This is a genomic window from Vibrio sp. SNU_ST1, assembly GCF_030563405.1.
In the GTDB taxonomy this organism is placed as follows: Bacteria; Pseudomonadota; Gammaproteobacteria; order Enterobacterales; family Vibrionaceae; genus Vibrio.
Map to the genome: position 1 here is coordinate 2,550,125 of NZ_CP130748.1, position 16,792 is coordinate 2,566,916.

The 16,792-nt window shown below is 44.4% G+C and carries 15 protein-coding genes; 3 read left to right on the forward strand and 12 right to left on the reverse strand.

All coding sequences use genetic code 11. The features are described 5' to 3' along the window. Positions 1 to 107 precede the first annotated feature (107 nt). The 4 genes from rimI to Q5H80_RS11155 all read right to left on the reverse strand — a co-directional run bounded on the left by rimI (position 108) and on the right by Q5H80_RS11155 (position 2,166). Positions 108 to 563 (reverse strand): ribosomal protein S18-alanine N-acetyltransferase, encoded by a 456-nt coding sequence (rimI, locus tag Q5H80_RS11140; protein ID WP_048664534.1) that lies wholly within the window; start codon positions 561 to 563, stop codon positions 108 to 110. Further along, entirely contained in the window at positions 556 to 954 is a 399-nt protein-coding gene (locus tag Q5H80_RS11145) for a DNA polymerase III subunit psi (protein ID WP_304564791.1), read from the reverse strand. Before Q5H80_RS11145 ends, rimI begins: the two co-directional genes overlap by 8 nt. 155 nt (positions 955 to 1,109) lie before the next feature. Beyond that, positions 1,110 to 1,613, reverse strand: a complete 504-nt coding sequence (locus tag Q5H80_RS11150; protein WP_304564792.1) for a GNAT family N-acetyltransferase — start codon at positions 1,611 to 1,613, stop codon at positions 1,110 to 1,112. After that, a complete protein-coding gene (locus Q5H80_RS11155; RefSeq protein ID WP_304564793.1) occupies positions 1,597 to 2,166 on the reverse strand; it encodes an SCP2 domain-containing protein in 570 nt (189 codons plus the stop codon). The genes Q5H80_RS11150 and Q5H80_RS11155 overlap by 17 nt, the downstream gene beginning before the upstream one ends. Before the next feature lie 215 nt (positions 2,167 to 2,381). Between Q5H80_RS11155 and Q5H80_RS11160 the strand changes: the two genes are divergently transcribed. From Q5H80_RS11160 to Q5H80_RS11170, 3 genes are all read left to right on the forward strand, one after another. Further along, positions 2,382 to 4,421 (forward strand): bifunctional diguanylate cyclase/phosphodiesterase, encoded by a 2,040-nt coding sequence (locus Q5H80_RS11160; RefSeq protein ID WP_304564794.1) that lies wholly within the window; start codon positions 2,382 to 2,384, stop codon positions 4,419 to 4,421. Positions 4,422 to 4,598: 177 nt separating this feature from the next. Then, entirely contained in the window at positions 4,599 to 5,612 is a 1,014-nt protein-coding gene (locus Q5H80_RS11165; RefSeq protein ID WP_009847533.1) for a peptidase U32 family protein, read from the forward strand. 18 nt (positions 5,613 to 5,630) lie between these two features. Beyond that, positions 5,631 to 6,509 (forward strand): U32 family peptidase, encoded by an 879-nt coding sequence (locus Q5H80_RS11170; RefSeq protein WP_017096660.1) that lies wholly within the window; start codon positions 5,631 to 5,633, stop codon positions 6,507 to 6,509. A gap of 83 nt (positions 6,510 to 6,592) precedes the next feature. Here the strand turns inward: Q5H80_RS11170 and Q5H80_RS11175 are convergent, their stop codons facing one another. The 8 genes from Q5H80_RS11175 to infB form a co-directional block, all read right to left on the reverse strand. Continuing rightward, positions 6,593 to 7,930: an MATE family efflux transporter gene (locus tag Q5H80_RS11175; RefSeq protein ID WP_304564795.1), complete on the reverse strand. Its 1,338-nt coding sequence runs from the start codon at positions 7,928 to 7,930 to the stop codon at positions 6,593 to 6,595. An 89-nt stretch (positions 7,931 to 8,019) separates the two neighbouring features. After that, a complete protein-coding gene (locus Q5H80_RS11180; protein ID WP_304564796.1) occupies positions 8,020 to 8,427 on the reverse strand; it encodes a MarR family winged helix-turn-helix transcriptional regulator in 408 nt (135 codons plus the stop codon). Positions 8,428 to 8,584: 157 nt separating this feature from the next. Continuing rightward, positions 8,585 to 9,505, reverse strand: coding sequence for a lipoprotein NlpI (gene nlpI / locus Q5H80_RS11185; protein ID WP_304564797.1), 921 nt, complete (start codon positions 9,503 to 9,505; stop codon positions 8,585 to 8,587). A 124-nt stretch (positions 9,506 to 9,629) separates the two neighbouring features. Then, positions 9,630 to 11,750, reverse strand: a complete 2,121-nt coding sequence (pnp, locus tag Q5H80_RS11190) for a polyribonucleotide nucleotidyltransferase (RefSeq protein ID WP_012604701.1) — start codon at positions 11,748 to 11,750, stop codon at positions 9,630 to 9,632. 360 nt (positions 11,751 to 12,110) lie between these two features. Then, positions 12,111 to 12,380: a 30S ribosomal protein S15 gene (rpsO, locus tag Q5H80_RS11195; RefSeq protein WP_004734493.1), complete on the reverse strand. Its 270-nt coding sequence runs from the start codon at positions 12,378 to 12,380 to the stop codon at positions 12,111 to 12,113. A gap of 218 nt (positions 12,381 to 12,598) precedes the next feature. Then, on the reverse strand, positions 12,599 to 13,552 hold the full coding sequence (gene truB / locus Q5H80_RS11200) for a tRNA pseudouridine(55) synthase TruB (RefSeq protein WP_012604702.1): 954 nt from the start codon (positions 13,550 to 13,552) through the stop codon (positions 12,599 to 12,601). Continuing rightward, the gene (gene rbfA / locus Q5H80_RS11205; RefSeq protein WP_009847540.1) at positions 13,552 to 13,965 is read right to left on the reverse strand and encodes a 30S ribosome-binding factor RbfA; all 414 of its coding nucleotides are present in this window, start codon (positions 13,963 to 13,965) and stop codon (positions 13,552 to 13,554) included. The genes truB and rbfA overlap by 1 nt, the downstream gene beginning before the upstream one ends. Positions 13,966 to 14,100: 135 nt before the next feature. Further along, on the reverse strand, positions 14,101 to 16,791 hold the full coding sequence (infB, locus tag Q5H80_RS11210) for a translation initiation factor IF-2 (protein ID WP_009847541.1): 2,691 nt from the start codon (positions 16,789 to 16,791) through the stop codon (positions 14,101 to 14,103). Between the last annotated feature and the right edge of the window lies 1 nt (position 16,792).

The following is a 16,792-nucleotide window of genomic DNA, read 5'->3' on the forward strand; positions in this document are numbered from 1 at the left end:
TGCGGATTATACAGAAAGCGTGTCACTTTCTAAAGGGTCAGTTTACACCCTATTTTGTCGCCAATTCTGTGGTTAGCTATCTAGGGTTAGCTAAAAGACGTAGATTGCTAGCTAAACGACATAAAAAGATAGCTCATAATGATGGCATCTTCGTTGCCTTGCTTGGTTGGGTAATAGTTACGACGGCGGTCCACTTCATTGAAGCCGGCCTTTTCGTACAGATTAAACGCGTTCACATTACTTTCGCGAACTTCCAGCCAAGCGCTTTCCGCGTCAGCTTGTTCGCACATATCAAGAAAATGTTCAGTTAACGCTTTCCCATACCCTTTGCCTTGCTGGCTTGGGTCTACCGCGATATTAAGCAACGTGACTTCGCCAACAATGTTTTGCGCAAAGAAGTACCCGACCACTTGCCCATCGACTTCAAGGACATGATGACAAGCACCTCGACTCTCAAGATCTCGGATCATGGTTTCAGACCATGGATGAGAATGCGCGGCCTGCTCTATCTGCCAAATAGCATCTAGGTGTTGTTGTGAAGTCGGTAAAAATTGATTAGTCATAAGCACAAATTTGTTGCCATAAGTCGCGGCGATGTTGGTTATTACCGTTAATGTCAGACAGTAATGGAGATTGAAGTGTTTTGGTCTTCAGTTCATGAGCAGATTCGCAACCAGCAAGCCATACCCACTCAACCGCCCTTAAATCCACAGAAGATAGATGCTGAGGTTGAATATGTAATGCCTGAGATAAGTCGAGCTTGATACTTTTGAGTACTCGCTCAAACATCACGGCGAGATCTTCCTGAGGTTTTTCTGGTGAAACCAACAGTAACTTGCAATCATTCGATAACAGAGTCAATTCAGATTCATAACCAGCCAAACGCTCTGGGTGACTTAACTCCCATTGGCTAATGCCCATCTCTTGTAGATATTGCGCGTGTGTTTGTGACATATCTAGCGGTCGTAACCTTTGGTTTGTTGGTATTAATATTCTTCGAGCGAACTTAAACGGTGCTCATTGGGGCTGATACTAACAAAAAATAAAGGAGCATCAAGCTCCTTTATTTAGACTAAATCAGTTTGTATCTCATTGAGTGGTAAATCAGCTTATAAGTCGTTGAACTCTGGGCTGTAAACAATTTTACCAGAATGCCCAGCAAACGCCCCTTCTACCAACTCAATCGCTTGAAAAGCACCTTCAGGCACGTCCCAAACACAACTCAGGCCAAATTCGCTCGCCGCCTTAAAACCAAAACGACCGTAGTAAGCAGGATCACCGAGCACAACACAGGCTGGGTAACCAAAATCTACCAAAGTAGAAAATGCGTCTTCAACCAGTGATTTGGCAATGCCTTGATTACGGAACTCTTCTTTCACAGCGAGAGGTGCAAGCCCCTGCCAGTTATGATCGTTACCATCAAGAGTAAGAGGGCTAAACATCAGGTGACCAACCACCTCCCCTTCATCAGAACAAGCCACCAGCGACAGCGTTAAATGGCTATTCTCACGCAAGCTCATAACCAAATTAGCTTCTGCATCCGTTTCAAAAACAGATTTCAATAAACGATCGATGACAAGTATATCTGCCGGTGCTTCAGTTCGAATAAGCATTCATTACCTCACTTTGTGTATCTGGGGATTGTACTCCCTTCTGCACAAAATCAGCTAATTGATTTAACAAAGTTTTCATAGGAGTCGGCAATAAATCTAAATCGACGCTATCCATCAAATTTTTCACTTCCAAACCTAGCTCGGTATCTCCCTCGATAGACAGTCGACGTTGGAAGAAAAGCGTATCTGGGTCTTCTTTTCGCCCCGCAATCAACACGAGATCATTTAGGTTGCCACTAAAACTCACATCTTCATTGACCTCTTGATCTGCGACAATTAGTTGCTCATTTTTGTAGCTAATACACCAACTTAACCCCATATCTTTTATTGAAACTTTAAGCCACTTGTCTTCTAAGAACTCAAAATCACCATCTTCTAAAGCCTCCTTGAATACATTTTTCAATGCTTCTAATAAGGCTTTTTTTTGTACTGATTTCGGTAATAACTGGACTGGAGATCGCAAAATTGATGCGGCATTTTGAACTAGTTGAGTGCGTATCTTGTTTATCACGTGACTTATCCGTAACTTTGTCAATAATATAGAATGCATCATAGATGATGTTGAGATCTCAGTTACTGTTATGTATCAAATTAATTCAGTTTGATACTCGACCTTTAATATATTGATAATCGCAGTTATAGTAACTCTGGTCATGAAAATCTCAGCGAATCGCTGCACTCACAAGTAAACATCGATAGCTGAACAAAAAGCAATCAATGTTTATCGATAGTGAATATTCAAGCTCTTGGAGAATTGGTAGTACTTTGATGCCTCCCCAGCAACTACAACATTGGTTTACACAGCTTACTGCAAACAGCCCGTTCTTTTTTGCGGTACTTGATGCTCAACATAACTATTTTATGGTGAATGAGCGTTACTGTGATATTGCTGGTTTAAGTAAAACAGAGCTTGTAGGCATGAATGACCGCCAAACCTTAGGTGAGCAATTCTATCAACACCTTAAGCCTTACTATGAGCGTGCATTCAATGGCGAAACGATTGAAGCGGAAATCACCCTAAACGAAACGGCTCTAGATACTAGCCTTCATTTCAGCCTATCTCCGCTTACCAATGGTCAAAAAACTGAATACATCATCTTTCACGCCTTCGATACATCAGAAAACCAAGTACTCGTCCGTTCTTTAGAAGAATCCGAAGCGAAATTCCACAAACTCTCGCACCTGCTCCCAGACGGATTGCTGTTAGTTGAAAACGACTACATTCTGTCTTCGAACCCTGCAGCTGCGCGCTTACTTGGTTTTAACTCCACCACAGAATTGATTGGCGAAGAGTTAGGCCGCTTATTTATCGATAAACAAACCAAAACAGTCTTTAATAATGACCTCAGCTCCATTATTTCTGAGTCTGGCTTGGTTTGTTTAACGGGTGCTCGATGTGGCTTTGAACGTAAAGTTCAGTTAAATATCGACTCGACGGTCATTCTTGGAAGCAGTACCCAACTCGTACTTATTCAAGACGCCCAAGAAACAACAAAACAATACACACCCGCTAACAGTGAAGATGCCTACATCGATACACTGACTAAGCTCTACAACCGACTTGGGTTTACCAAAAGCCTTGAGCAGTTCATTCTCAACAAGACCCCTGTTGTGATGCTCTACTTAGACATCGATAACTTCAAAAATATCAATGACTCACTTGGCCACCATATCGGTGATAAAGTGATTAAAGAGGTCGCATCTCGCTTAAAACGACAACTGCCTCGTCAAGCTATTATTGGCCATTTAGGCGGTGATGAATTTGGTATTATTCTACCTGAGCCTGAACATCCACGAACGCCTGAAATACTCTCTGAAAAGATCATATCTCTGATCAATCAACCCTTCGATCTCCACCATTTTAGCAAGCGTTTAGCCTGCTCGATTGGTAGTGTGAGCTTTCCTCACGATGGCAGCGACGCACGTATCTTGCTACAAAATGCTGACACCGCAATGTATGAAGCTAAGGATCGTGGACGCAACCGCCTGATCAAGTTCAACGAACAGATGAACAAAGAAGCACGAATGCGACTGTGGCTTGAGATAGAATTGCAAAAAGCACTGCAACAGAACGGGCTTGAAGTTTGGTACCAACCCAAAGTAAATGCGCGTGACTTCACCATTAACGGAGCAGAAGCTCTGGTACGTTGGAAGCACCCTGTAGAAGGTTATATTAGTCCTGCAGCATTTATCCCAGTAGCGGAACGAGCAGGCCTTATTGAACAACTTGGTCGTGTGGTCATGCGCGAAGTATTTGCCACAGTGAAACGGTGGAAGATGCAGGGTATTTTACCTGGCCGCGTCGCGATCAACCTTTCACCAGAGCAGTTCGGTAATCCAAAATTGATTGATTTCATGGAGAAGTTGCTGCGTTCTACTGAGCTAGATCCAAGTGCAATTACCTTTGAGCTTACAGAAAGTGCCGTAATGAGTGATAGTGAACACACCCTGCAAATGCTAAACGCAATTAAGAGACTTGGCTTTGCACTATCCATTGATGATTTTGGTACGGGTTACTCTTCTCTATCTTACCTTGCTCGCTTTCCGATTGATGAACTCAAAATTGACCGGGCTTTTATCTCAGATATCGATACCTTACCAAAGCAAATTACCGTAATTGAAAACATCATCAACCTTGGGAAATCTCTCGATTTAACCGTGGTTGCAGAGGGTGTCGAAACCAGTGAACAAGCAACCCTGCTGTCTAACCTCAACTGCAGTTCAATTCAAGGCTTCCACTTCTATCGCCCTCAACCAAAACAAGATGTCGAAGAGCTATTTGCCCAAAATCGTCGCCATAAGAACTAACTAGCCGATTCAAATATCTCACGTTCAAGCCAAGCCAACATGTAAAACGGTCACTCGTCAGTACCTCAAATGGGGTAAAAGCAGATTTATCCATCTAAACCTGCCTTACATCAATTCCGTCATTCATAATTCTTCATAAAATACTCGCTTCAATTTTATTCTATTGGTAGTGAGCAAATGGAACTCTTATGCCCAGCGGGTAACTTACCTGCTTTGAAAACCGCTATTGATTGCGGTGCAGATGCTGTCTATATCGGATTCAAAGACGATACGAATGCCCGACACTTCGCAGGCCTTAACTTTGCGGGTAAAAAGCTCGATCGTGCTGTGCAGTATGTACATGACCGAAACAAGAAAATTCACGTTGCCTTAAATACTTTTGCTCACCCAAACGGCTTCGAACGCTGGACTAATGCTGTAGATAACGCCGCCGCACTAGGCGTTGATGCGCTGATCATCGCTGACATTGCGGTGCTCGAGTACGCTGCAAATAAATATCCAGAACTAGAGCTGCACTTATCAGTACAAGCATCTGCGACCAATGCGGCCGCTATCGACTTCTACCATAAAAATTTCAACGTTAAGCGTGTCGTACTGCCGCGCGTATTGTCAATTCATCAGGTCAAACAGCTTTCTCGCAACATCACTTCTGACGTTGACCTTGAAGTATTCGCTTTTGGTAGCTTATGTATCATGGCAGAAGGCCGTTGCTACCTCTCTTCATACATGACGGGTGAATCGCCAAATACGGTTGGGGCATGTTCTCCAGCAAAATACGTTCGCTGGCAAGAAACGGATGGCGGACTTGAATCTCGCTTGAACGAAATCCTTATCGACAAGTATGAAGCAGGTGAGAACGCAGGTTACCCAACGCTATGTAAAGGCCGATTTGAAGCAGAAGTAGATGGTGAGCGAAAGCGTTATCACGCACTTGAAGAGCCAACTAGCCTTAACACACTATCTATGTTGCCTGAGCTTTTCGCCGCGAATGTTGCTTCTGTGAAGATTGAAGGACGCCAACGTAGCCCTGCTTATGTCGAGCAAGTTACTCGCACTTGGCGCGCAGCCATCGATCGCTACTTAGCGAACCCAGAACAATACCAAGTGGAACAAGCTTGGAATGCGACACTGGCGAATGTATCTGAAGGTACACAAACCACGCTTGGCGCTTATCACCGTAAATGGCAATAGAGCCAAATGGAGAACTCAATGAAATACGCATTAGGCCCTCTACTTTATTTTTGGCCAAAACAAGATGTTGAAAGCTTCTATGAACAAGCGAAATCAAGCTCTGCCGACATCATCTACCTCGGTGAAGCGGTGTGCTCAAAGCGCCGTGAGATGAAAGCAAAACACTGGATGGACATAGCAAAAGAGCTGTCTGATTCAGGTAAGCAAGTGGTACTTTCAACCATGGCATTGCTAGAAGCCCCAAGCGAAGTCAACATCATGAAGAAGTACATTGATAACGGTGACTTCGCCATTGAAGCCAATGATGTATCTGCGATTCAACTGGCAAGTGAAAGTAAGGTGCCTTTTGTTGTTGGCCCTGCGGTGAACACCTACAATGCACGCACTCTGAACCTGTTCTTGAAACAAGGTATGACGCGTTGGTGTATGCCCGTTGAGCTTTCTCGCGAGTGGCTAAGCAACGTGATGACACAGTGCGAAGAGCTTAATATACGTAATAAGTTCGAAGTAGAAGTGTTTAGCCATGGCTACTTACCTCTAGCTTACTCTGCACGTTGCTTTACAGCCCGTGCAGAGAACAAAGCCAAAGACGATTGCGAAACCTGCTGCATCAAGTACCCAACAGGCCTGCAGGTCGAAAGCCAAGAAGGCCAATCGGTATTTAACCTTAATGGTATCCAGACGCAATCAGGTTACTGTTACAACCTAGTCAATGATCTGCCGAGCATGCACGACCTTGTTGATGTGGTTCGTTTAAGCCCACTCGGTATCGATACCTTCTCTGAAATTAATAATTTCAGAGCGAACGAGCAAGGTCAAAAACCGATGAAGATTGAAAGCCGCCAGTGCAATGGCTACTGGCATCAGCTTGCGGGTTTAGACGTTAAAAACATCTAGTTTCTAGAGTTAAACCCATCAGCCACAGAGACAAAAAGGTCTAGCATTCGCTAGACCTTTTAATTCGACTTAAGAAATACGACCTATACCGCTGCTGTTTCCATCGGTGAGACATCGAGCTTCTTTACATCTTTGTAGAGCATCACCACCACCACCGCACTTAACGCGATATTAGACAGTGGGTACGCAACCCAGATCCCCGGCACACCGTATAACTTAGGCATAATGTACAAGAAAGGTAACTGAATAAGCATATTGCCTAGCATGACAAACATCGCTTTACTGCCTTTGTTGACCGCCTGATAGTAAGCACCCGCTACCACTAAGAAGCCATCAAGCGCCAGTGCAAACATGTGCAATCGAATACCCAACACGGTGTACTCAACTAGCTGAGGTTCATCTGAGTTAAAGACTGACACAAACTCACGTGGGAACGCGTTCAGAAGCAGCACGAACGCCACACCAATCAATACCGAACTCATCATCGCAATCTTAAGTAGCTTACGGATATTCGCTTGGTTACGCGCACCATGGTTATAACTCACCAATGGTTGCATGCCGTTGGCGATACCTTCAGCCGTGAGATAATAGACCGTCACTATGTAGCCCAAAATAGCGTAAGCACCGATCATCAACTGATCGCCATATTGGGAGAATAACGCATTGTGCAGCGCGACCATCATCGAACCGTAAGCGTACATAAAGAAGCTTGATGTACCAATGGCAAAGATTTGTGGAATCACATCAAGCTTCAGTCTCAGTTCATTCCAACTCAAGCGCAGGTTTGCTCGACGTGAGAAGAAGTAAGCTAACCCCAAACCTGTTACTACAAACTGAGCAATCGCGGTTGCCAATGCTGCACCCTTCAACTCCCAACCAAGCTGAGCAATAAACAGATAATCCAGAGCTATATTGATCACCGCACCGACAATCATCAGTATTGTGGCTAAGTTCGGGCTGTCATCGTTACGCAGTAAAAACGGCATCGCGATCGAACCTAGCGTGAACACACTCGCGCCAATCAGAATGTGTAAGTATTGCAGGCCAAGTTCATACACTCTCTCTTCTGCGCCCTGCCAAAGCAAGAAGTTATCAGCAAACAAAAACAGCAATGCAGAAACAATAGGTGTTATCGCCAACAACAAGGTTAAACCTGTTGCTAAGATCTGCTTAGCGCCTTGAGTATCTTTTTCACCTTGGCGAATCGAGACAAGCGCACCTGTACCTACACCCACCAACATACCAATACCGAGAATCGAACCAATCACAGGCCACGCAACATTGATACCTGCAAGTCCATCAGCCCCCACATAGCGGCCAATGAAGATGCCATCCACCACTTGGTACAGGCCATTAACCAACATGGCAGCCACAGTAGGAATTGTGTATCGCCAAAACTGGCGATTAATTGAGTTACTCATTTCTTACTCTACTTTCATCTGTGAGTCGCATATCAACAAGATATGACTCGAAAAATTAGTTAACAAGGCTAACTAAATATCTAAATTATTTACTTCAAAGCTTTATTTAATAACAGGTTTAGCTGCTGAGACTCTTGCTCAGACAAACGACTTTCCAGTACCTGTGCCATGACCTGATAGATCTTGCTTTCTTCTTCTAAACCCACTTCAGCCTTTTGGGTCAAAACCACCAACTTAGATCTCGCATCTTCAAGAGACGGTTTGCGTTCGACAAGGCCTTTTCTCTCAAGCCTTTGAACCATAGTGGTTGCAGAAGGCTTAGTTACTTGCATTTCAATGGCAAGATCAGTCAATCGAATTGGTTCTGGAGAAGCCTGAATGACCTTCAAATAGTCATATTCGTTGAAGCTCAATTGGCAGATGGGATCTTCATTCACCTGAGTGCGCCATATCTTAGAGGCGAAGCGCTCAATCTTTTCTAAATTCTGGTTCAGCATACCCACTCAATCAAAGAATAACATTTAGTTAGCAAGGCTAACTATTTTAGTATTGTTTAAATTAAAAGCAATCAAAAATGAGCCCCCCCTGCTTATAAAAAAGGAGCATAAAAAAACCGCTGACAGGCAGCGGTTTTTCGGAATCAAAATGTATCTCTTACTTAGCTTTAGCTTCTTCGGCCTCAGCCAACTTAACTTTTGCTAAGTGCTCGGCTTTAAGAGTAGTAAATATACGGCTTAGCTCTAAGAAAGAGTAACGATGCTCTACATATTCATACACATTGAAAGAAACTGACAACTTGTACAGAGAGATCGCATTCGCGTAGTCCCCATTCATGTGGTAACGCTTAGCAAGGTAGAAATATGTCTCTGTCAGGCGCTGCGCAAGTAACGTGTTGTCACGAGTACCGGTCAAGATCGCCTTAAAAGCCTGCTCTTCAGTAATGTCATCAAGCATAATCGCGACTAATACCCAACCCCACTGCTCATCACGGCTCTCGTAACGTTTTTGCAAATCAAGCAGGGCTTGCTCTGGCGTGAGTTCATGCTGAATGATGTAAAGCCACAGAGCGCTAAACGGATCGCTAGGATCATCGGTGTAGTGCTTCATCATCTCTTCATTGGCTAAGTCATAGCGCTCGCCGTAGTAGAGTGCGATAGAGCGATTTCTTTCTGCGTAAGAGTTTGCAGGATCAAGCTCTAACGTAGAATCAAAAGATTCATAAGCCGCATCAAACTCCCCTACCTGCGTAAAGTAAACACCCAAAAGGTTGAAGATATCAGGTTGAGCAGGGTTCAATGAAAGAGATTGGTTGAAGTCGAGACGCGCTAGATCACGCAGGCCAACACTGTCGTAATAGTTACCACGTTCAAACAGCATCTTAGCTCGAACTTCATCGTTCAAATCCGGGCGCTGCAATAATTGACTAAGACGTGCAATTTGAACTTCTTGCTGAACGCTTGGTTGCAGCGGCACAGCCATTGGTGGATAAACCCAGCGTGAGGTGTTATCTGATGTTGTCGCACAACCTGTCAGTACAAGCAGTAAACACATACTCGCGGTTTGAAACCATTTCACAAATAATTACTCCTGTTATGACCGCAATAAAAAAGGGGAGCGATATGCTCCCCTTTATAACATGCTTTTTTACCAATGGGTTAGAAATCACTAAAAAGCGATAGTCCCATTAATAGGCTAAGAATTACTCAGCAGCAGGTGCTTCGCCTTCAGCTGGCGTTTCAACTGCTTCTTTCATGCTTAGACGTACACGGCCTTGACGGTCAATTTCAAGAACCTTAACTGGTACTTCTTGACCTTCAGTTAGGTAGTCAGACACTTTCTCAACGCGCTTATCAGCGATTTGAGAGATGTGTACTAGACCATCTTTACCTGGAAGGATAGTAACGAATGCACCGAAGTCAGCTAGACGAGCAACTTTACCTTGGTAAATGCGGCCAACTTCAACTTCAGCTGTGATCTCTTCGATACGACGGATAGCTTCTTTAGCAGCTGCGCCTTCAGTAGCAGCAATCTTGATTGTGCCATCGTCTTCGATTTCGATTGTAGTACCTGTTTCTTCACAAAGAGCACGGATAACTGCGCCGCCTTTACCGATAACATCTTTGATCTTATCAGAGCTGATTTTCATTGTGTGGATACGTGGAGCGAATTCAGAGATATCTTCACGAGCACCTGAGATAGCTTCATCCATAACAGAAAGGATGTGCTTACGTGCACCTTGCGCTTGGTTAAGAGCAATTTGCATGATCTCTTTAGTGATACCTTCGATCTTGATGTCCATTTGAAGTGCAGTGATACCAGCGTTAGTACCTGCTACTTTAAAGTCCATGTCACCTAGGTGATCTTCGTCGCCAAGGATGTCAGAAAGAACTACGAAATCGTCGCCTTCTTTAACAAGACCCATTGCGATACCCGCAACAGAAGCTTTGATTGGAACACCAGCATCCATAAGTGCTAGAGATGTACCACATACAGAAGCCATTGAAGAAGAACCGTTAGATTCTGTGATTTCCGATACAACACGAACTGTGTATGGGAATTCGTCAACAGAAGGCATTACTGCTTGGATACCACGTTTAGCAAGCTTACCGTGACCAATTTCACGACGCTTAGGAGAACCAACGAAACCAGTCTCACCTACACAGTATGGAGGGAAGTTGTAGTGTAGAAGGAAGTTGTCTTTCTTCTCACCCATTAGGCTGTCGATGATTTGTGCATCACGTTGTGTACCAAGCGTTGCAGTAACAAGTGCTTGAGTTTCACCACGAGTGAATAGAGAAGAACCGTGTGTACGTGGAAGAACACCAGTACGTACGTCTAGAGCACGAACCATGTCTTTTTCACGGCCATCGATACGTGGGTTGCCAGCAATGATGCGGCTACGTACTACGTTTTTCTCTAGAGAACCAAGCATGCCGCGGATTTCGCGCTCATCTAGGTTTTCGTCTTGTGCAATTAGAGCTTCAACAGTGTCGTTCTTGATTGCGCCAACTTGCTCGTAACGAGCCATTTTCTCAGTGATCTGGTACGCGTCAGATAGACGAGTTTCAGCAAGTTCAGCAACTTGAGCTTTAAGCTCAGTGTTAACTGCTGGCGCTTCCCAGTTCCAAGATGGAGTTGCAACTTCAGCAGCAAACTCGTTGATTGCTTTGATTACAACTTGTTGTTGGTCGTGACCGTAAACAACAGCTGAAAGCATTTCTTCTTCAGATAGGTTATCTGCTTCAGATTCAACCATAAGTACTGCGCCTTCTGTACCAGACACAACTAGGTCTAGTTTAGAGTTTTCAAGCTCAGTATTTGATGGGTTAAGAACAAGTTCACCGTCGATGTGACCAACACGTGCTGCACCGATAGGACCATTGAATGGAGCACCAGAGATAGCAAGTGCAGCAGACGTTGCGATCATAGTGATCATGTCTGGGTTTACGTCAGGGTTGATAGAAACAACCGTAGCGATAACTTGAACTTCGTTTTTAAACGCACTTGGGAAAAGTGGACGAATTGGACGGTCAATCAGACGAGCTGTTAGTGTTTCGCCTTCAGATGGACGACCTTCACGCTTAAAGAAACCACCAGGGATTTTACCCGCAGCGTATGTACGCTCTTGGTAGTTGACTGTTAGAGGGAAGAAATCTTGACCCGCAACAGCTTCTTTTTTAGCAACAACAGAAACGAATACTGATGTATCGTCCATAGTCGCCATTACAGCAGCAGTAGCTTGACGTGCCATTACGCCCGTTTCTAGAGTAACGGTGTGGTTACCGTACTGGAATGACTTTACAACTGGTTTTTCAAACATTGTATATCCTTCATCTGAAAATCTCTTTTCAGAATAAGTGAATGAATGCTCAGCAATAACTAATCGCGACTAGTAAAAAAAGACGAGAAGTTCAATCAGACTAAACATCTGCTTTTAATAGTCGCGACCTATTGGCCGACATCTGTGACTGTTATTGTTGAGCTAATTAGGGTGCGAAATAATCAAACAATTATTCGCGTGCGAGAGTATAAACTATTTTCTTGGCAAGAGACATTTTCACGATTAAAAATCAGGTTAACCGCACAGAGAACCTTCATTTTTAACATTAAAAATATAACAGGCACAAAAAAAGGAGCATAAATGCTCCTTTTCTTCAAACTGTCTTTGCAGACATCGCTATTAGCGACGTAGGCCTAGACGCTTGATTAGGTCTTGGTAACGAGTAAGGTTTTTGCCTTTCAAGTAATCAAGAAGCTTACGACGGCTAGAAACCATACGTAATAGACCACGACGGCTGTGGTGATCGTGTTTGTGCGCTTTGAAGTGACCTTGTAGGTGGTTGATAGAAGCAGTAAGTAGTGCTACTTGTACTTCTGGTGAACCTGTGTCGCCTTCAGATTGTGCGTATTCTGCAACGATTGCTGCTTTAGTTTCTGCATTCAGAGACATAAATCTCTCCTGATAAGAGTAAGTTTATATTTGTAGCAGCCAATCTCTGATTCAGCCGCTACGCGAGCCGAGGATTATAGGGAAGTTTACGAGTTGGTGCAATAACAATCGAACTGATGAAAAACGAAAAAAGCGAACCATTAAAATTAAGGGCTCGCTTTCTATATTATTGATTCGCTTTTCCAGGCTAAGCGCCAATACCTAACTAGGTTTCAGCGTTATGCTTGGGGCTCTTCATCTCTGAAAACAACCAAACGCTTCGGTGCAACTCGGCCATCTTCAGCAATCTGAGCAACACCAACAAACAGTTTCTCTTCACCACTTGTCATGCGAACCGTACCTTCAGTTGGCGCACCAGAAACCTGAACGGGCATACCGTGCTGAACTAGGTCAGTCAGTTCCGCGTTTAAGTTAACTTCTGGTAAGTCTTCAACGGCTGTGTCCATTGGCATTAATAGTGGATCAAGCAGCTCTTTGGGTGCAATTTCTTGCGCCTGCGCTTGCTCTAGGATCTCGTTCAACTGCTCCAAAGTCACCATACGATCGTACGGATACTTAGCGACACCAGTACGGCGAAGCATGGTCACATGAGCACCACAACCTAGCATTTCACCAAGATCGTCGGTAATTGTGCGGATGTAAGTACCTTTTGAACAATGCACTTCCATTTCAACTTCATCACCTTCAAAGCGAAGCAGTTCAATAGAGTACACAGTGATCTTACGAGACTCACGAGGCACCTCGATACCTGCACGTGCGTATTCGTACAAAGGCTTACCTTGATACTTCAATGCCGAAAACATTGATGGTATCTGATCGGTTTCACCCTTGAAGCTCGCAATGCAACGCTCAAGCTGTTCTTGAGTCACGTTAACATCACGTGTCTCTACCACTTCACCATCAGAGTCAGAGGTATTGGTACGCTCACCAAGCTTAGCAATTACTACGTAGCGCTTATCAGAATCTAGAAGAAACTGAGAGAACTTCGTTGCTTCACCAAGACAAATTGGCAGCATGCCAGTCGCAAGAGGATCAAGAGCACCGGTGTGCCCTGCCTTCTCTGCAAAGTAAATACGTTTTACTTTTTGCAGTGCATCATTAGACGAAATGCCCGTTGGCTTATCTAACAGAATTACCCCGTTGATAGGGCGACCTTTACGACGGCGAGCCATTACTCTTCACCCTTAGACTGAGTTTCGTCAGTACGGCCAGACTCTTCTTGCTTACGCTTATCGTCGTTTAAAACTTCACTTACTAAGTTAGACATACGCATGCCTTCTACTAGTGTGTTGTCGTAAGTAAAACGTACTTCAGGCGTTAGACGGTGACGAATACGCTTACCAAGAGCCATACGAACTGGCACTTCATGCTCTTTAAGAGCAGCAAGACATGATTCAGGTGTTTGCTCACCGATACATAGGAAAGTAACGAACACTTTTGCGTAAGCAAGGTCACGAGACACTTCTACGTCTGAGATAGTTACCATACCGATACGTGAGTCACGAACTTCACGTTGTAGGATAAGCGCAAGCTCCTTTTGAAGCTGCTGAGACACACGTTGTGTGCGGCTAAATTCTTTTGACATTTTCTTTTCTCACTTAGAAAGATGGGGGGCTTGGTAATTACCAGCCCCCCATGGTGTATTCAACAACCGATTACCTTATTACCTCTATTAGTAATGTTAGTAACCTTAGTCAATATGTCGAGTCGTACAGACTGATTAGTCTAGAGTACGTTTAACCTCAACGATTTCGAATACTTCGATCTGGTCACCAACGCGAACGTCGTTGTAGTTCTTAACGCCAACACCACACTCGTAACCATTCTTAACTTCTTGAACGTCATCTTTAAAGCGACGAAGTGACTCTAGTTCACCTTCGTAGATAACAACGTTTTCACGAAGTACACGGATTGGGTTGCTACGCTTAATCGTACCTTCAGTAACGATACAACCAGCGATTGCACCAAGTTTAGGCGACTTAAATACGTCACGAACTTGTGCAAGACCAATGATTTCTTGACGGAATTCAGGAGCAAGCATACCGCCCATTGCCTGTTTAACTTCGTCAATCAGTTGGTAGATGATTGAGTAGTAACGTAGATCTAGGTTTTCGTTCTGAACTGTATTACGCGCAGTTGCGTCAGCACGAACGTTGAAACCAAGGATGATAGCGTTAGAAGCTGCAGCAAGCGTTGCGTCAGTTTCAGTAATACCACCAACACCAGAACCTACGATGTTCACTTTAACTTCGTCAGTTGACAGTTTCAGTAGAGAGTCAGCAATCGCTTCTACAGAACCTTGAACGTCAGCTTTAAGTACAACATTAAGTTCAGCAACTTCACCAGCCGTCATGTTCGCGAACATGTTCTCTAGTTTCGCTTTTTGTTGGCGAGCTAGTTTAACATCACGGAATTTACCTTGACGGTAGTTTGCAACTTCACGAGCTTTACGCTCATCACGTACAACAGTCGCTTCATCACCTGAAGCAGGAACGCCAGAAAGACCTAGAATTTCTACAGGGATAGATGGACCTGCAGTTTCGATGTCTTTACCGTTTTCATCGCGCATTGCACGAACACGGCCGTACTCTTGACCACAAAGAACGATATCGCCTTTGTTTAGAGTACCTGACTGTACTAGTACTGTTGCAACTGGACCGCGACCTTTATCAAGACGAGATTCAACAACAACACCAGATGCCATGCCTTCTTTAACCGCTGTAAGCTCAAGAACTTCAGACTGAAGAAGGATAGATTCTAGAAGACCATCAATGTTTGTACCCTGTTTTGCAGAGATGTGAACGAAGATGTTCTCACCGCCCCATTCTTCAGGGATAACGTCGTATTGAGCTAGCTCATTCTTAACGTTGTCTGGGTTTGCACCCTCTTTGTCGATCTTGTTCACAGCAACAATCAGAGGAACGCCTGCCGCTTTCGCGTGCTGGATTGCTTCGATTGTTTGTGGCATTACGCCATCGTCTGCAGCAACAACAAGTACAACGATATCTGTCGCTTGAGCACCACGAGCACGCATAGCAGTAAAGGCCGCGTGTCCAGGAGTATCAAGGAACGTGATCATGCCGTTGTCAGTATCTACGTGGTAAGCACCAATGTGCTGCGTGATACCGCCAGCTTCGCCAGAAGCAACGTGTGCTTTACGAATGTAGTCAAGTGTTGAAGTTTTACCGTGGTCAACGTGACCCATGATAGTAACAACAGGAGCACGACCTTCAGCGATAGCATCGCTATCACGGTCAGCTAGTACTGCTTCTTCAAGTTCGTTTTCTTTACGTAGGATTACCTTGTGACCCATTTCTTCAGCAACAAGTTGTGCTGTTTCTTGGTCGATCACTTGGTTGATAGTCGCCATAGCGCCCATCTTCATCATTACTTTGATAACTTCAGTTGCTTTAACTGACATTTTGCTAGCCAGTTCAGAAACAACGATAGTTTCGCCGATAGCAACGTCAGATTTTGCAACAGTCGCTGACTTATCGAAGCCTTGCTGCATTGAAGTTGGTTTAGCAAGCTTACCTTTACCGCCACGACCACGTTGGTTACGACCACCACGGTTATTGCCAGGTTGAGTTGCTGGAGCTGGTTTCTTCTTGCGACGACGAGGTGCTTTCTCGTCTTTTTTGTCTGCCGCATCTTCAGCTTCACGAGCGTAAGTAGAAGTCGTCACATGGTAATCCGCAGATTTCTCTTGCTCTTTCTTCTTCTTCTCTTCTTCAGACCAACGTTCTTGGTTCTCTTCTGCTAACTTACGAGCTTCTTCAACAAGCTTAGCTGCTTCAGCTTCGGCTTTACGAGTTGCTTCTTGCTCTTGACGAGCTTTAAGTTCATCCGCTTCTTTTTTCGCTTGTGCGTTAGCGTCTGCATTTTTTGAATTCATGTCTTTTTTAGCCTTTTCAGCTTGTGCGCGTTGAGCCTTCTCTTCAGCTTCACGTTTTGCATCCGCTTCACGTGTTACTTTTGCTTCGGCTTCGCGCTGTGCTTTCTCTGCAGCATCACGTTTCGCTTGCTCTTCAGCATCGCGTTGTGCTTTCTCTTCCGCTTCACGATTAGCTACTTCCTCAGCTTCACGTTTCGCTTCATCTTCAATAGTGCTGCGCTTCACGTAAGTACGCTTTTTACGTACCTCAACTTGAACATCCTTACTCTTACCGCCTCCAGCAGCAACACTTAGCGTGCTGCGGGTCTTGCGTTGAAGAGTTAAACGAGTCGGTTCTGTTTCACCAGAAGTATCGCCGTGCTCCTTTTTAAGGTGCGTTAGCAATGTTTGCTTCTCTGAATCAGTCACTTGGTCCGACCCTGCTTTCTTCATGCCTGCATCAGCAAGTTGTTCAATTAAGCGGTCAACTGGCGTACCAATCTCTTCACTCAGTGCTTTAACTGTTAATTGTGTCATA

What these genes read in the sequence shown, in the direction of transcription:
- Q5H80_RS11150 (WP_304564792.1), bottom strand. Translation starts at nt 1,613, where the DNA reads ATGCTTATTCGAACTGAAGCACCGGCAGATATACTTGTCATCGATCGT.
- Q5H80_RS11145 (WP_304564791.1), bottom strand. Translation starts at nt 954, where the DNA reads ATGTCACAAACACACGCGCAATATCTACAAGAGATGGGCATTAGCCAA.
- rpsO (WP_004734493.1), bottom strand. Translation starts at nt 12,380, where the DNA reads ATGTCTCTGAATGCAGAAACTAAAGCAGCAATCGTTGCAGAATACGCA.
- Q5H80_RS11175 (WP_304564795.1), bottom strand. Translation starts at nt 7,930, where the DNA reads ATGAGTAACTCAATTAATCGCCAGTTTTGGCGATACACAATTCCTACT.
- Q5H80_RS11170 (WP_017096660.1), top strand. Translation starts at nt 5,631, where the DNA reads ATGAAATACGCATTAGGCCCTCTACTTTATTTTTGGCCAAAACAAGAT.
- infB (WP_009847541.1), bottom strand. Translation starts at nt 16,791, where the DNA reads ATGACACAATTAACAGTTAAAGCACTGAGTGAAGAGATTGGTACGCCA.
- Q5H80_RS11165 (WP_009847533.1), top strand. Translation starts at nt 4,599, where the DNA reads ATGGAACTCTTATGCCCAGCGGGTAACTTACCTGCTTTGAAAACCGCT.
- truB (WP_012604702.1), bottom strand. Translation starts at nt 13,552, where the DNA reads ATGGCTCGCCGTCGTAAAGGTCGCCCTATCAACGGGGTAATTCTGTTA.
- pnp (WP_012604701.1), bottom strand. Translation starts at nt 11,750, where the DNA reads ATGTTTGAAAAACCAGTTGTAAAGTCATTCCAGTACGGTAACCACACC.
- Q5H80_RS11160 (WP_304564794.1), top strand. Translation starts at nt 2,382, where the DNA reads ATGCCTCCCCAGCAACTACAACATTGGTTTACACAGCTTACTGCAAAC.
- Q5H80_RS11155 (WP_304564793.1), bottom strand. Translation starts at nt 2,166, where the DNA reads ATGATGCATTCTATATTATTGACAAAGTTACGGATAAGTCACGTGATA.
- Q5H80_RS11180 (WP_304564796.1), bottom strand. Translation starts at nt 8,427, where the DNA reads ATGCTGAACCAGAATTTAGAAAAGATTGAGCGCTTCGCCTCTAAGATA.
- rbfA (WP_009847540.1), bottom strand. Translation starts at nt 13,965, where the DNA reads ATGTCAAAAGAATTTAGCCGCACACAACGTGTGTCTCAGCAGCTTCAA.
- rimI (WP_048664534.1), bottom strand. Translation starts at nt 563, where the DNA reads ATGACTAATCAATTTTTACCGACTTCACAACAACACCTAGATGCTATT.